General features: G+C 35.0%; 13 protein-coding genes. 3 read left to right on the top strand and 10 right to left on the bottom strand.

Annotated features, from left to right (window positions below; genetic code table 11):
• The first annotated feature begins 93 nt into the window (after positions 1–93).
• The 3 genes from V6255_RS10085 to V6255_RS10075 all read left to right on the top strand — a co-directional run bounded on the left by V6255_RS10085 (position 94) and on the right by V6255_RS10075 (position 2,532).
• Positions 94–1,197, top strand: coding sequence for a PIN domain-containing protein (locus V6255_RS10085; RefSeq protein WP_341628035.1), 1,104 nt, complete (start codon positions 94–96; stop codon positions 1,195–1,197).
• A 118-nt stretch (positions 1,198–1,315) separates the two neighbouring features.
• A complete protein-coding gene (locus V6255_RS10080; RefSeq protein WP_341628034.1) occupies positions 1,316–1,585 on the top strand; it encodes a DUF2314 domain-containing protein in 270 nt (89 codons plus the stop codon).
• Positions 1,586–1,863: 278 nt separating this feature from the next.
• A complete protein-coding gene (locus tag V6255_RS10075; protein ID WP_341628033.1) occupies positions 1,864–2,532 on the top strand; it encodes a hypothetical protein in 669 nt (222 codons plus the stop codon).
• Positions 2,533–3,080: 548 nt separating this feature from the next.
• Here the strand turns inward: V6255_RS10075 and V6255_RS10070 are convergent.
• From V6255_RS10070 to V6255_RS10025, 10 genes are all read right to left on the bottom strand, one after another.
• The gene (locus tag V6255_RS10070; RefSeq protein WP_341628032.1) at positions 3,081–4,091 is read right to left on the bottom strand and encodes a nickel/cobalt transporter; all 1,011 of its coding nucleotides are present in this window, start codon (positions 4,089–4,091) and stop codon (positions 3,081–3,083) included.
• A 9-nt stretch (positions 4,092–4,100) separates the two neighbouring features.
• Positions 4,101–4,742: a DUF1007 family protein gene (locus V6255_RS10065; RefSeq protein ID WP_341628031.1), complete on the bottom strand. Its 642-nt coding sequence runs from the start codon at positions 4,740–4,742 to the stop codon at positions 4,101–4,103.
• Between the two features lie 81 nt (positions 4,743–4,823).
• On the bottom strand, positions 4,824–5,774 hold the full coding sequence (locus tag V6255_RS10060; protein WP_341628030.1) for a metal ABC transporter substrate-binding protein: 951 nt from the start codon (positions 5,772–5,774) through the stop codon (positions 4,824–4,826).
• Positions 5,775–5,804: 30 nt separating this feature from the next.
• Positions 5,805–6,677, bottom strand: coding sequence for a metal ABC transporter permease (locus V6255_RS10055; RefSeq protein ID WP_341628029.1), 873 nt, complete (start codon positions 6,675–6,677; stop codon positions 5,805–5,807).
• Complete coding sequence (locus V6255_RS10050) at positions 6,674–7,504, bottom strand: metal ABC transporter ATP-binding protein (RefSeq protein ID WP_341628028.1); 831 nt, start codon at positions 7,502–7,504, stop codon at positions 6,674–6,676. Before V6255_RS10050 ends, V6255_RS10055 begins: the two co-directional genes overlap by 4 nt.
• A 663-nt stretch (positions 7,505–8,167) precedes the next feature.
• Positions 8,168–9,418 carry a peptide antibiotic transporter SbmA gene (gene sbmA / locus V6255_RS10045; RefSeq protein WP_341628027.1) on the bottom strand — a complete coding sequence of 417 codons (1,251 nt, stop codon included), beginning with the start codon at positions 9,416–9,418 and terminating at the stop codon, positions 8,168–8,170.
• A gap of 927 nt (positions 9,419–10,345) precedes the next feature.
• Positions 10,346–11,782: an anti-phage deoxyguanosine triphosphatase gene (locus V6255_RS10040; protein WP_341628026.1), complete on the bottom strand. Its 1,437-nt coding sequence runs from the start codon at positions 11,780–11,782 to the stop codon at positions 10,346–10,348.
• A gap of 611 nt (positions 11,783–12,393) precedes the next feature.
• Positions 12,394–12,957, bottom strand: a complete 564-nt coding sequence (locus tag V6255_RS10035; protein ID WP_160062705.1) for a YceI family protein — start codon at positions 12,955–12,957, stop codon at positions 12,394–12,396.
• 51 nt (positions 12,958–13,008) lie between these two features.
• A complete protein-coding gene (locus V6255_RS10030; protein WP_341628025.1) occupies positions 13,009–13,524 on the bottom strand; it encodes a cytochrome b in 516 nt (171 codons plus the stop codon).
• 87 nt (positions 13,525–13,611) lie between these two features.
• Positions 13,612–14,244, bottom strand: a complete 633-nt coding sequence (locus V6255_RS10025; protein WP_341628024.1) for a glutathione S-transferase — start codon at positions 14,242–14,244, stop codon at positions 13,612–13,614.
• Positions 14,245–14,424 lie beyond the last annotated feature (180 nt).

Raw genomic sequence — 14,424 nt, 5'->3', positions numbered from 1 at the left:
CATTTTTATTTAAAATAAACAGGCTGAAAATGAGAAATTCTACAGCCTCGTTATACCACTAACACTCATATCTAAGATTGGAGTCTAAATATAATGATAAAGTACTTGGTTTTAGATACAAATATTCTTCATAAAGACTATGACTTTAGAAGTAAAGATCTGAGAAAACTGATTAAGTTATGTAGCTTATATAATGTCAGAGTTTGCATTCCGCAGGTAGTCATTGATGAATGCCTAGGACAATACGACAAGGAGTTTTCAAAAGCTCTCACTGGGTTAAAAAATGCAAAGAAAGACGTTAATCGAATTCTTAACGATAAATATATAAATAGATTCCCATTTGAAGAGTTTATAAATGGCATATCACAACGAAAATCAATTTATTCTGGTGTTCTAAAGGAATTTATAAAAGAGAAATCTATAGACATTTTGCCATATTGTCAGGTTCCGCATCAGGAAGTAGTAAAAAGAATGTACAATTCTGAGTATCCATTTATTGGTAAAGATATGGAGAGAGGTTATAAAGATTATCTGTTAACTACGTCTGTATTAGAGTATATCAATGAGGAAAGAGCAGTTATATATACTAAAAATGTTAAGGATTTTAGCGATAACATAAATGACAATTCACTTAATGTATTACATTCGGATTATCTGTCTGATAACTGTTTTGTGTCGGGTAATTTACCACTAATAATTAATAAGTTACACGAAACCCATAAGGCATTTCAGACTCTTCATTTAGATAGCTCTGATTTAGATGTTTTCCTTGAAAAAATGGTGTCAAATATACTCGAAAGCATCCTTTATCAAGATGAGTTATATGGTGGAATGTGGTTTAAGCCAACCATTTCTGAGGAAACTGTATACAGTCAATTGGAAGGAGAGCCTACCATAGAACAAGATCTTGAATGGAAAGCTTTCACTGTATCAGGAAAAATAAAAATTCAATTTAACTGTAAATTTTCGCTGAATAACTATGAATTTGAAATGCTAGATAATAGTTTCTTTTTCTATGATTTAGTGTCTGATGCTATTCGAAAGAAAGGGCATAGTTCTGATGAGGAATGGCAATATGTCTTTTATGATGTTCGTTATATTAGTATATTCGAATTTACTTATGATTTGTTTGAGTTTGATAAAAACCCTCTGGATACATTCGATGAATATGCCTTAACTGTTTATCGCATCAACTAGTGGTATAACAAGGCAATTCAACAAGGACAAAAAACAGTTGGTTTTTGCTCCTGCGTCGCTTATTTTAACCAACTATTTTTAGCTTGTTAATACGGGCGTTATGCCAAATGGAGAAAGTGTGCGTTTAGCAAGTTTTGATAAAGACTATTGGGAATTACGAAACGGCGAGAAGTGCCATCAGGAAAGTCCAGAATCGTTTTGGATTCCAGACCTAGAAAAACGGAATTCTCTACGGCGTGGTGACGCGGCTAAACTTATATTTGATATTGAATGCGATGAAGATGGAAAAGTTATCATTCAAGGTGAGCGGATTTTTGTAATTGTTTCAGAAATTGTTGGGGATATGTACATGGGTATTCTCGATTCTCAGCCTTCATGTATAGAATAAGGGCAAGACGACGTATATTTATGCTTTGGTGCAGAAGTTCCGTTCTCCTTTGAGCACATTGTAGATATAGCCCGTCCCCCTAATGAATATATTGAGTGGCAATTAGGCCAAGCTCCAGAAAGAGTCTGGCCTCGAGGTTAGGCATAACAAAAAGCTGCACGCGGAAACATTTTACTACGCTCGTTTTTGTGCATTTCGCTGTGCTTCATTTTTTCACAAAAACGCTCTCCGCAAAATGTTCCGGTGAGCTTGGCGTTATGTTTACGATGGAGTTAATCATGTCTAAGTATGATCTTGATAGTATTTTTAAATCCATAGATAGCTTTGGGAGGGCGTTGGAACGATTACCTACTAAATTGAGTAACGTTTGGTCTCAAGCTGTTCAATTAGGCTGGTACCCAACACCGTACATGCCAGCTAAACTATCAAGTACTTCGTTATCGTCGCAGCAAACACTCGATTCTCGGATGTTGAAGGCTTTTGAAAAGCGCTATGTTGAAGAAAAGCAGTATGTTCTAGATCAAGCTGGAAACAGGGAACATATCTTATCGGTTGCACTTCAGTTACATGAGCAGGAAAACTATATTGCAAGCATACCTCTCTTGCTGTCTCAGTCAGACGGGATTTTTGAGAACTACCTAGGCTTAAGTGCTTTTGCAAGAAGAGAAGATAAATTAAGGAAAATTGAAACTAAATTGAGTGAAGTTTTCGACAGTGATTCGATTGCTAAGGCGTACTTTGGACAGTTTTCGTCATCCTCTCAATTTTCCGAAAATTCTAACTGTTCTGAAGACATAGATAAAGCCAAAGCTCCAAATAGAAACGGCATTCTTCATGGTGATTCAAAGCACTTGGATTACGGCTCTTATATCAATAGCTGTAAGTCTATTTGTTTTCTATCTAGCGTCCTTTGGCTCGCCGAACAATATCGTGAAAAAAAAACATAACAAGGCATTTAAAACGGAACTAAAACAGTGGGTTACGTTTCGCTTCGCTACACATTTTAACCCACTATTTTAGTCCGCTTAACGCGGCGCTATGGTTCAATATTTAAATTTATTTACCATAACACCCGTTTTACGCAGTAATTGAAGGCTACATAAATAGTGGCCTTTTTTGTGTCCAGTAATAAAATACCTATCTCGATTCCTGGCTCAAAACGATAGAAAAAAATTTTTTTTATGACTGCTTTAGGCTCACAGCAGTCTTTAAGGTTCCCCTCGTTTTATGTGAAATGCTCTTTTTTTTATATCACTTAAGGCTAACACGAGTTAGCCTTCTGGCTCGCAATGGAGCACAAACCGACTTAGTGAATACCACTCATTATTATATAAATGTATGCTAGGTTTAACGAGTGACTATACTTGAAAATAAAGGGTAATATAATTATTAACCCTCTCTTAATTATTAGTGATGATGTTGTATTTAATAGTACTTCCTTGAAAGTCTACTGTTTATTATCAGGTTTTATTTGTTTATTTGTTTATTTACTTATTTAAAATACCGCTGACATGCCAACTGGTTGAGATTTTAATAATATAACCCCCATTAATACTAATAAAATGCCACCCGTTAATTTAACTAAAGTATTGATATTTTTTCTTCTTTTACTTTTAAAGTGAATATTATTTTTATCCCCGTTTTTTAAGTAACCTTGTACTAGCTTTGTCCCTATTGTTGTCATAATGGCAATACTAGAGGTTGTTAATGCGGTACCAATTGACATAAACAATGCACTAATAATCCCTAGCCAATACAGCCCCAAGGTATTAGAAAAGAGTAAGACCATGATTGCACCTGTACAAGGGCGAAGCCCCACGCTAAAAATAATCGCTAAATATTCTTTAAATGAAGAGGCTTTATTAATGTCTTCGGCGCCTGCGAAGTGAACATGGCCACAGCCACACATATTATTATGGCTATGCTTAATTCTATTGGTAATAGGTTTTATGGCAGTTATTTTGATAGTAGAAGGGCGAGCGTAAAATTCTTTGAAAAGTGTCTTCATATTACGCCAGATGACGATTGAACCTAATATAACAACGGAATAAAAACTTAAACTGATAAAGTGGTTTGCTTCATTATTGACTTCGCGCATGGTTGAATTAAATAGCAGTAATAATATTGAGACAACAACGATGGCCACTATTGCTTGTAGCAAAGCAGACAAAACGGTGAGTATTAAACTTATTTTGATCTTAGTCGGGTGAGTTGCAAGATACGTTGTAACAATTAACTTACCATGGCCTGGGCCAAGGGAATGCAATACACCATATATAAAAGCCACAGAGATAAGTGAAAAACCAGAGGCCAAGAGTTGAGTTTGAGCTGAATATAATAATTCAATTATTTGTTCATTTATTTCTTTTTGCCAGTGCATACTGGCTATAATTAATGCAGGCCAAGCTTGCCAGATAGCATATCCAATACTTAAAAAGATAATGCTTGTAAAATATAACCAGGTTTTATTAAACGTTGTTGTGTTGAAGATTATTTTATTTTTCACGCTAACTCCTTATTTAAGGCAATTAATGATTACTGTTTGAGTAAAAAGCTGTCCGAGAGCATCATCGGGATCTTCATCAACACCTAATGACATTGCATAGGTAACTTGCTCTGGTGTTGGGTTTGGGGGAATAAGTTCGAAGGCGCAAAATTGGCTTAATTCAGGAGATAATTCGATATCGCTTTTGCTATCCCAACTCATATCGACATAATAGCTTGGTTCAAAAATAGCCAGCTTGAAAGGACGGTTTGATATTGCTTTAGGTTTAGAAAGAGGAATATAAAAGTCGAGTGTTAATTTTGATCCATACTGCGTTAAGGTACCTTGGTTGGAAAAGGCATATTTAATTGGTATTTTACCATCATAAAAATAAGTAAAGTAATGCTCTAAATTAATATTTTCCATCACCGAATTCTTTATTTTTGTTAACGTTTTTAATTTATTTTCCGCAGACAAATCTTCTCCATCAAGCATGTAAGCAGATGTTATTGAATCAAAAGTCCAAGACATGGTGAAACCTGATATTTGATTTCCTTTTCCTTCAATTTTTGTTTTTAAGCTGATCCAGGAATGAGGATGAGCTTGTGCATGTATTGGAATAATCAGGCTAATAATGATAATAAAACATAAGTTTTTAAGGTTTTTTTTCATATTAATTAAATGTTCTTTTATATGCATGAAGATTAAAGTGACCAAATGTATTTGGCCACTTTTAAATCCCAGATAACTGAATTAACGAATTAATGCATCGGCAATAGTTGTTACATTATGTTCTATCATATCTAGATAAGTTGATGCGGGACCTTCAGGCTCAGAAAGGGCATCAGAAAATAATTTACCGCCAACCTTAGTATCAGTTTCACGGATAATTTGCTCAACCATACGGTTATCAGCAATATTTTCTATGAATACCGCATTGATATTATCTCGACGAATTTGTTTAATGATTGTAGCAACATCAGATGCACTCGCCTCAGATTCGGTACTAATACCTTGGGGAGCCATAAACTCAAGGTCAAAGTCATGAGCAAGATAACCAAAGGCATCATGAGGCGTAATCACTTTACGTTGGGTTAATGGCACCATTTCCATTTTTTTACGCAGTTTACTTTCTAATTTATTGAGTTTTGCGATATAAATGGCTGCATTTTGTTTATATTCTTGGCTATTATCAGGGTCAACTTGACTTAAACCGCTTTGAATATTATTCACGTAAATTTTTACATTGGTAATACTGTTCCATGCATGTGGATCTGGCCCTTGGTGATGATGCTCAGCCTCCTCTTTTTTATCAGCGTGTTCTTTATGCTCTTCTTCATGCCCACCTATTTGTAAAACATTGATGCCATCTGATGCAGTTACTTTTACCCCATTAAATTGAGAAGATTCAAGTAAACGTTGCATCCAACCTTCAAAATTAAGGCCATTTACCACTAATAATTGTGCATTTTTTACGGCTTGAGCATCTTGTGGTGTTGGGCTATAAACATGTGCATCACCATTGGCTTTGACTAAGGTGGTCAATTTAATATGCTCACCTCCAACTTCTGAAATCAAATCACCTAGAATTGAAAAGCTTGCTACTACATCTACTTTCTCAGATGCGGCTGCGTTTGAACTAACGCCTAATATCAGCGCCATTGAAGCCAATAAATGCGCTTTTTTAAATAAGGTTAATGTCATTTTTTGTTCCTTTAATTAATAAAAAACTAGTTAAGAGTGAAGTTTATGTGATTTTTTTGAAAGTAATCCTCCATGTTGTCCAAATAAGAGCGATACGATATAGATGATGCCCATTACTAGTACGATGGCAGGACTTGTTGCAAAACTGACGTGGAATGAAAGAAAAAGACCTAAATAACTACTTATGATGGATGTTAATAATGCTATCAATAGCATGACACCTAACTTCTCACTCCAAAATCTTGAAATAGCGGCGGGTAAAATCATTAACCCTACAGACATGAGTGTCCCTAAAGCATGAAACCCAGCGACTAAATTTAATACAACCAATAATAAGAAAGCATAATGTGCAATAGCACTTAACTTACTCACAGACTTAAAAAAGTCTGGATCAACACACTCAAATACTAATGGTCGATAAAGCACGGTTAATGAAAGCACTGAAATAGTGGCAATAGAGGTAAGCAATATCAACGCGTCATTATTGAGTGCTAATACAGATCCAAATAACACATGTAAGAGATCAACATTACTGCCTTTTGCTGAGATAATAAGTACACCAGCAGCAAGTGATAACAGGTAAAAAGCAGCTAAGCTTGAGTCCTCTTCTGCGTTGGAGTAGCGGGCAACGATACCGGCCAAAATAGCGACAATACAACCTGCAATAATGCCGCCAATGGTCATCGCTATGATAGAGACTCCCGATATTAAAAAACCAATAGCGGCTCCTGGTAATATCGCATGTGCCATTGCATCACCGGTTAAACTCATTCTTCTCAGGGTGAGAAACACACCAATAGGGGTGGCGCTAATACTCAGTACAATGCATCCCCATAATGCTCTTTGCATAAATGAGAAATCGCTAAAGGGTTCAATAAATAAATTGTAAACGTCGCTGATCATGATATTTTTTCCTCATAATGAGCTGGGTTCGTACAATGAATATGTGTTGAATTCTTTTTTGGTAATGAGCTAGATACCTCATTATGTGAATCGGCTGTTAATGGTGTTGAGATATCCATAGTGTGAGAAATATAGGCTAAGTGTTGATATCCAGCTTTCGATAAATTATCGCTTGTCATTACTGTTTTTACACTTCCATAAGCAATTAACTCTTTGGCCAGTAAAATGACATTTGGAAAAAAACGCGAGACTAGTAATAAATCATGGATCACTGTAATGATAGTTTTACCTTGTTGCTGGCAATCATTAATAACGTTCATCAGGTCCATCGTTGTTTGTGTATCAATTGCTGTAAAGGGCTCATCGAGTAATAAAATATCTGCATCTTGCATTAACATGCGGGCAAACAACATTCGTTGAAATTGTCCTCCAGATAAAGTACTTATTTGTCTTTCCTCAAAGCCTTCGAGGCTTACTTTATTTAATGCTTGTTGTAATAACTCATTTTCTGATGAACTAAACTTTTTCCAAAAGCCGATTCTTTTCCAAGATCCCGCTGATATAAAGTCTTTCACTGTAATGGGGAATTTTCGGTCTATTTTGTGGCTCTGTGGTAGATAAGCGATATCTTTAGACGTTAGTACGCCTAGTTCAATGAACCCTGAACTTGGCTCCAACTGTCCCATTATAGCTTTCAGCAAGGTTGATTTTCCTGCACCATTTGCACCTACAATAGCAATAAGTTGTCCTTTTTTTATTTCTACAGAGATATTATTTAAAGCCGGTGAGTCTTTATAATTGACGCACAAATTAAGAATATTAATCATGGGTCAACTCATTAAAGTAATTGAAATAATATGAACCAAAGAATAAGAATTATTGCTGATGTAACAATTAGACGAAAGTTGACACCGAGTAATAATAGGGACTTTGTAGAAGTATTAATGCTGTTTAGATTATGTGGGTTCTTTTTCATTTTTTATTATTCTTATTACGGATGATAGATTTATATTAACTCTTTATTGTTATGTTATAACATAACATGTTGAAGTGTACAGAAGAACTTCAATGGAAATATTAATTAAAATTTTTATGAAAGAATTTATAACAAAAAATGATAAGAGGACTTGTCTATAAAATGATAAAAAAGTGGTATTCGCTTAGGGGGGGGATTGAAACTAGTGATAATGACTTAGACTAATGGTATGGACCCTCTCCACTTACGGCTTCAAATGAGCCAATGTAGAAGTGTTAAACCGTCTATATACAGAAATATGGTATCAGGCCCCCAAAACGTTGCTTGTTATATCAATACAAGTTTGAGAGGGGACCTTAGCAAGCTTTAGTTATACCGATTACATTAAATAAATGATCTAAATTTTGTGCAGGAAAAATGGCTTATTTTAAGGCGTAAACCGAGCTAAATGTTTGTTCTCTTTACGAAATTTATAACGGAAAAATAAGTTATTTTAACCAGTAAAATAGATCAGTTAATTAGTGTGGTTGATATTATCATCCAATGTTGACTCAAATGCAGTGAGTCGTTTCCGAACTGATAAAAGTTCAACGATGGTTGTCCAAGAGTTAACTAAATATTGGAATGAATTACTCACTTGACCAAAGGCAGTCAGGATCTGTTGAAGAATACCGAACGTGATAGCGCCTATAACGATAGTGGGTACGAGTAGAATAAAGACAAAGATGTTATCTGCCTGTAAATACAACATACGGGCAACGTTGAAGTACATATAATGAAAGTATAAACGGAAATAGTTTTTGCGTACATTTAAAAACAATTCGTTTAATGTAATTGGGTCCGCACGATTAGCATCATCTTCCCCGTAAACTAATTCTTTACGAAATGCTGCTTCAACCTTTTGATTATTAAACTCTAACCCAGGTAATTTAATACCAATTAATGCCAGTAAACCTGTTCCAAAGATTGACCAAAATAACGATGCATAGAAGAGTGGGTGAGCAATTTCACCTATTATTGGTAACTCTGATACATATTCAGATAGGCTCCATAAGACGGGTAGAAATGCAAATAATGTCATTACTGCTTCCACTAATGCAACACCAAGGCTCTCCATAATAGATGCAAAACGCATCGTATCTTCTTGAATACGTTGGGATGCTCCTTCAACATTTCTTAATTTAAGCCAATACTGAGTATAATATTCATTCATGGCAGTACGCCAGCGAAAGATAAAATGGCTGACTAGAAAACGAGTCACCACATAGATGAAAATAGCTAAGAATGCGATCTCGCCAAATACAATTAACAGCCCAAATAATTGCTCACTAGCAGAGTTGGCTGTTTGTGCATTAATCGTTTCTGTGGCTGCGTTACTGCCGATGGGTTTTAATAATGATTGAATTAAATCAAAAAATGGGCGACGCCAATTATTGATAGCAACGGATACTTGTACTGAAAAATAGGTTGAAAATAAAATGGTAGAAGAACCAATAATAGACCACCATTGCCATTTATGTGGCGATGCTTTGAACCATACAAAAGCAAATATAACCGTACAGATAAAGTAGTAACAATAAAATAATAAAAAAGAATCAGTCACAAAATGCTTTAAGCCTATGACGGGTTCAGAGTCCGTAATATCAAGACCGAAAAAGTCAGCCATTTGCTCGTTGTATCCATACCAAACAGCACAAGTAAGTCCGGCAAAGATCAATACCGAGATGAAGAATATCTTAGGATTAGGAAAGAACGATTTAAACATAGATGAGTAGGCTCTTATAATTTTGCAATGATTGTACATTGTTAGGTTGGGTCATAATTACATTTTTAATAAAAAAAGATATAAAAAATATTTGTCTTTTTACAAGGGATTGAGCGACTAAGTTGTTTTGACCATCATTTTTTATATTCCCTAGGCGATATTAATGGGTATCTAATATCGATTCAGATACCCGCTTTTTTTCTGCATTTATGAAAGAGAACGATGATAAATGAAGCTAACCCTTTTTAGATGGAAATCATTCATTAAGGTGAAGGAAATCAACATACTCTACTCGAATTTAGTTGTCGATAGTCTAGATTCTTTGAAAATTTTTTAGGATATTAAATACAGAAGGAGAGTAGTTAATAGCAAGGAGCGTTAACTAACCGATACCAATCGCTTGGCGCATGCTATCACCATCGAGAGGGGGGTTAACAGGATTGTATTAAAGTCTGTTCTGAAACCTTTGGATAAAAAACTATTTACAGGGGCAGGTGAGTAGCACACGCTGGAACCTTTCCGATATTTATTTTGCATTAGGCCAATATAATAACGCCATTAAATAACCTCATTTCTGGATAAGCAAGGTGATACTGCATCATTATTTCCGTGAACTTCTACGTTAAATTATTTTCCAATAACCCGTTATGACTTCAATAATTCACCTTGAATGACACTTCCATTGTTTTACCAGCGAATTTAACTCTGTGTATCCTGTTTATTTTTTGCGTGTTGTGATTAGGGATTTTTCAGATAATAAATAGCTGAGCCGCTGATAGGGTGAAGGCTGTAAAATTAATACCCTAATGACGTGACGAGTGCAGTTGAGCTGATTCTGATTTTTTATTCGATGTCAACGCACAACTGAGTTATTTGAATAAGTAAATAACTCAGTTGTTTCTATTTACTGTAATAATAGTAAATCGATTAAAATGCATGTTCACCCATCATTGGGGTTGTTTGGTTACTGCTAAATAAACTCGCGTGTAACCGCAATGCATGATTGTCCGTTAAGCTGGAAATATAGTCTGCAATCACTCGTTGTTCGCGTGACTCATCACCATTCTGTGCTTTCCATAACTGTTTTGCGCTCTCAGGTAAAAAGCGTAAAGGACCTGCTTTAAAGGTTTCAAACAACTCCATGACAATTTGTTGCCCTCGGTATTCTAAAATTTGCAAATCAGGGCTTTTGATAACATAGTTTAAAACAAAGCTTTTTAGAATTTCTAAAGCTTGGTACATAGCGGGATCTAAATATGCGTTATAAGCCAATAATGGCTCTATAAACTGTTTATTAACACGTTGAATACTAATAGACGTAATTAAGGCATTGACCAGTGAGCCAATGGCATCTTTACGTTTAAAGTGTTGTAATGAAAATAAATTGTCTGTTATTTCTTGTAGCTGATCATGTAAACAAAAGTCTTTAATTTCATATAGCTGTGTGAGGACTTTTTCTTGCCATAGGGCTTTATTAATAATACCCATTGCAATCGCATCTTCAAGGTCGTGTACGCCATAGGCAATGTCATCTGCAATTTCCATGACGGAACAATCAAAAGATTTATATTTAGATTTTAAATGTTGTTTCGAGTCGTTTATTGGTGTTCTTTTACTGCCAAATAAACGACGATCACTTTCGCACAAGGGGGTTAAAACAGAATCTAATAATGTTTTGTCATGATCATAAATACCTTTTGCAGGCATCCATTCTTCGGTTTTTAATTGACGGAAATTACGACTGTTATCAATAGGGTAGGAATTACTGAGTTCACTCAAACAGACTGGGTATTTTAATAGCCCCAATAAACTACGACGAGTTAAGTTCATGCCGTTATGTTCTGTGTATTGTTCGAGCTGCGTTAGAATTCGAAAGGTTTGTCCATTACCTTCAAAACCTCCATGTTCTATCATCATATAATTAAGCGCCGTTTCACCACCGTGACCAAAAGGAGGGTGGCCAATGTCATGGCTTAAACAAATTGTTTCAATTAAATTGTTACCGGGTAATAAAGCATGAAATTCTGGCTGAATCATTTGTAAGTTAGCAATAATACCCGTACCGATTTGTGCCACTTCTAAAGAATGTGTTAAGCGAGTACGGTAAAAATCACTAAGGCCATTATTATGGATTTGAGTCTTAGATTGTAAACGTCGAAATGCTGCCGAGTGTAGTACACGTGCTTTATCACGTTGAAAGGGGGTACGTTGGTCTAATCGTCTTTTTTTATTAGGCTCTTCTATCAGGCGTTCTAACCAAGCATTGTTAATAGAAAGATCGACGCCATTTGTTTTTATTGTCGCATCAAGTTGAATACTTTTATTATGTTCTTCAACTGTAGTCGTGTTCTTTTCTAAACGCATATTTTCACCGTAGTTTGCTAAGTACATAAAAAGTGTAACGTGTTTTTAGGCTGAAAAATACAGCTAAGTTGTTGTCGTTATACCAATCTGGATAAATAGATGGTCTATTTAGGCGTTAGGGAAAATGGATGATAGCAAGGCGTTGATTGCAGTCACTTGTTATTCTCATTACAAAATTAACAACGAAGCTAGTGGCTATTTTAACAAGCATAAATAACGAGATAATTACTTAGATTATACCGATTACATTAAATAAGTGATCTAAATTTTGCGCAGGAAAAACAACTTAGTTCAAGGCGAAAATTGAGCTAAATGGTTGTTCCCTTTACGAAATTTACAACGAAGAAATAAGTTATTTTAACAAGTAAAATAGATAACTTAATTAGTGTGATTGGTATTAGTATTACTACTTATTAGTATTTATTGTTGTTTATTAGAGTAATAATCGAATGGGATTATTAGGGGAACGAATTTGGTAACGAGTTATTAGTGTAGCGAAGTTAGGATAAATTAAATAAGTGTTTTTTGTTGTAATAAGGTTGCTTTAAAAAAGCAGCAACAGAAAAACTCTCTGTTGCTGTCGTTATTATATCGTTGAATCTATTTTTAGATTACTGACGAATACCTTCTAATACGATATCCAAATCAACGTAAGTTGATGCACCTTTAACATTCATGCCAAATTCAGCTAATTCTAAGCGTGCTGTAGCTTCTAAACCTGTACGGTAATTACCCCATGGATCATCACCTTGACCAATGATTTTAGCATCAACAACAAGTGGTTTAGTGACGCCATGGAATGTCATATCACCAGTAATAGCTAAACCGCCATCGGCTTTTTCTGCAACACTCGTACTAACAAATTTGGCTGTAGAAAATTTACCTGCATTAATGTAATCATCGCTTTTAAGATGCTTATCTCGCTCAGCATGGTTTGAATCTAAGCTGGTTGTATTAACGTTTATTGTTACTTTAGACGCAGCTACATTTTTTTCATCATAGCTAAACTGTCCTTCAAATTTATTAAAACGTCCTTGAATAAAGCTGTAACCTAAGTGACTAACTTTAAAGTTAACAAAAGCATGCGTTGTATCGATCTTATAATCTGCTGCGATTGCGCTCATTGGTAAAGCCATTATTGCGCTTAAAGCTGACGCGATTAGTACTTTTTTCATGGTATCTTCCTTAGTTGAGTAAATATAACGTAGAACATGGTCTAAAATAGTTTATAGCATTTTTTTAAGCGTATTATCTTTATTCATAAAATGATGTTTCAGAGCGGCAAGTGCATGTAAGCTTGATAAGCCGATTAAAATATAAGCTGCATATTCATGTACTTGTCCTGCAAGATCTTCTTGATTTTCAATAAAGGACCCTAAACCAGGTACTTCAAACCAATTAAAAACTTCAATACCGCGACCATCTGCAGTTGATATTAAATAACCGGATAAAAACATGGTAAATAGCAAAATATAGATAAGGTAATGTGCAAAAGTAGCGGCTTTCTTTTCGAAAGCTGAGCCTTCTATCGCAGGTGCAGTTGATGCAAGTTTCCAGATCAATCTCGCTACCGTGATTGCTACAAAACATAAACCAACAGACTTATGCCAGTAGGGGGCTGTTTGATACCATTCACTATAATAGCTAAGGTCAACCATCCAATATCCCGCTGCAAATAAGCTAATAACTAAAATGGCTGATAACCAATGAAACGATTTTGCTAGCTTATTGTATTTTGTCATTGCTTCTTCCATGTTTCAAATCTTAATAAGAATAATTATTTTTTACTATAATTAAATGACTATAAAAAAATTATAGTCATTTAAAGATTAAGGAAATGAAATCTCTTCACCTGATTCTAACCAAGTAGGATACTTTTTCATACAAGATATAAATAAGTCACTGTTAATTAATTTAATTAACCATTGTTGAACTAATAAATAGGGACTTTGTTCAAACCAGTTTTTATCTACATTAGCAAATTGTCGAATAAAAGGGAAAATCGCCATATCCGCTAAGGTAATATGGTCGGCAAATAAATAGGTTTTTTGATGTAAACGAGACTCTAATACCATTAAAAAATCTTCTGCTTGGTCTCGATAATATGCTTGCTCATATTCAGGAAAGCGATCTGCATACTTGTATTTATCTAACCAATATTTAAATTCATAATCGTTATTGTCGATCAGTGACAACATCTCTTGTAACGAATCATTTATCCATTGTTGCGGATCGTTTTTGCTTAAGGCCCACACCATTATTTCTAAACTTTCGTCTAATACTTCTTGTTCATTTATCTGTAGTACAGGGATAGTTTTATTTGGCGATATAACCAATAACTCTGTTGGCTTGTGTTTTAATACTATTTCTCTTAATCGTATCTCTTGTTCGCTAATCGCAATGGCTAGCCGTGCTCGCATTGCATAAGGACAACGTCGAAATGAATATAAAATAGGTGACATACATAAGCCTTTCAAAAGAAGATAATTGATTGTGGCAAATTAAGATAATAAGTGCATGTTAATTTTTTGTAAACTTATGTTTTAATTACCTGTTTCAATTAAGTGATCTAGGCATAAGTTCATATATGAAGAGGGCGCTTTATTCAAAAGACAGTAGTTGAATAAAGCGTTGAACTAAGG

Source organism: Psychromonas arctica, from assembly GCF_038155225.1.
Taxonomy (GTDB): Bacteria; Pseudomonadota; Gammaproteobacteria; order Enterobacterales; family Psychromonadaceae; genus Psychromonas; species Psychromonas arctica_B.
Note: the sequence above shows the minus strand (reverse complement) of the source record. Positions and strands in the feature narration are given on the sequence as shown.

Bases quoted from the DNA above. Each gene is read 5' to 3' on its own strand.
- V6255_RS10085 (WP_341628035.1), top strand. From the start codon at position 94: ATGATAAAGTACTTGGTTTTAGATACAAATATTCTTCATAAAGACTAT.
- V6255_RS10075 (WP_341628033.1), top strand. From the start codon at position 1,864: ATGTCTAAGTATGATCTTGATAGTATTTTTAAATCCATAGATAGCTTT.
- V6255_RS10065 (WP_341628031.1), bottom strand. From the start codon at position 4,742: ATGAAAAAAAACCTTAAAAACTTATGTTTTATTATCATTATTAGCCTG.
- V6255_RS10060 (WP_341628030.1), bottom strand. From the start codon at position 5,774: ATGACATTAACCTTATTTAAAAAAGCGCATTTATTGGCTTCAATGGCG.
- V6255_RS10055 (WP_341628029.1), bottom strand. From the start codon at position 6,677: ATGATCAGCGACGTTTACAATTTATTTATTGAACCCTTTAGCGATTTC.
- V6255_RS10050 (WP_341628028.1), bottom strand. From the start codon at position 7,504: ATGATTAATATTCTTAATTTGTGCGTCAATTATAAAGACTCACCGGCT.
- sbmA (WP_341628027.1), bottom strand. From the start codon at position 9,418: ATGTTTAAATCGTTCTTTCCTAATCCTAAGATATTCTTCATCTCGGTA.
- V6255_RS10040 (WP_341628026.1), bottom strand. From the start codon at position 11,782: ATGCGTTTAGAAAAGAACACGACTACAGTTGAAGAACATAATAAAAGT.
- V6255_RS10035 (WP_160062705.1), bottom strand. From the start codon at position 12,957: ATGAAAAAAGTACTAATCGCGTCAGCTTTAAGCGCAATAATGGCTTTA.
- V6255_RS10030 (WP_341628025.1), bottom strand. From the start codon at position 13,524: ATGACAAAATACAATAAGCTAGCAAAATCGTTTCATTGGTTATCAGCC.
- V6255_RS10025 (WP_341628024.1), bottom strand. From the start codon at position 14,244: ATGTCACCTATTTTATATTCATTTCGACGTTGTCCTTATGCAATGCGA.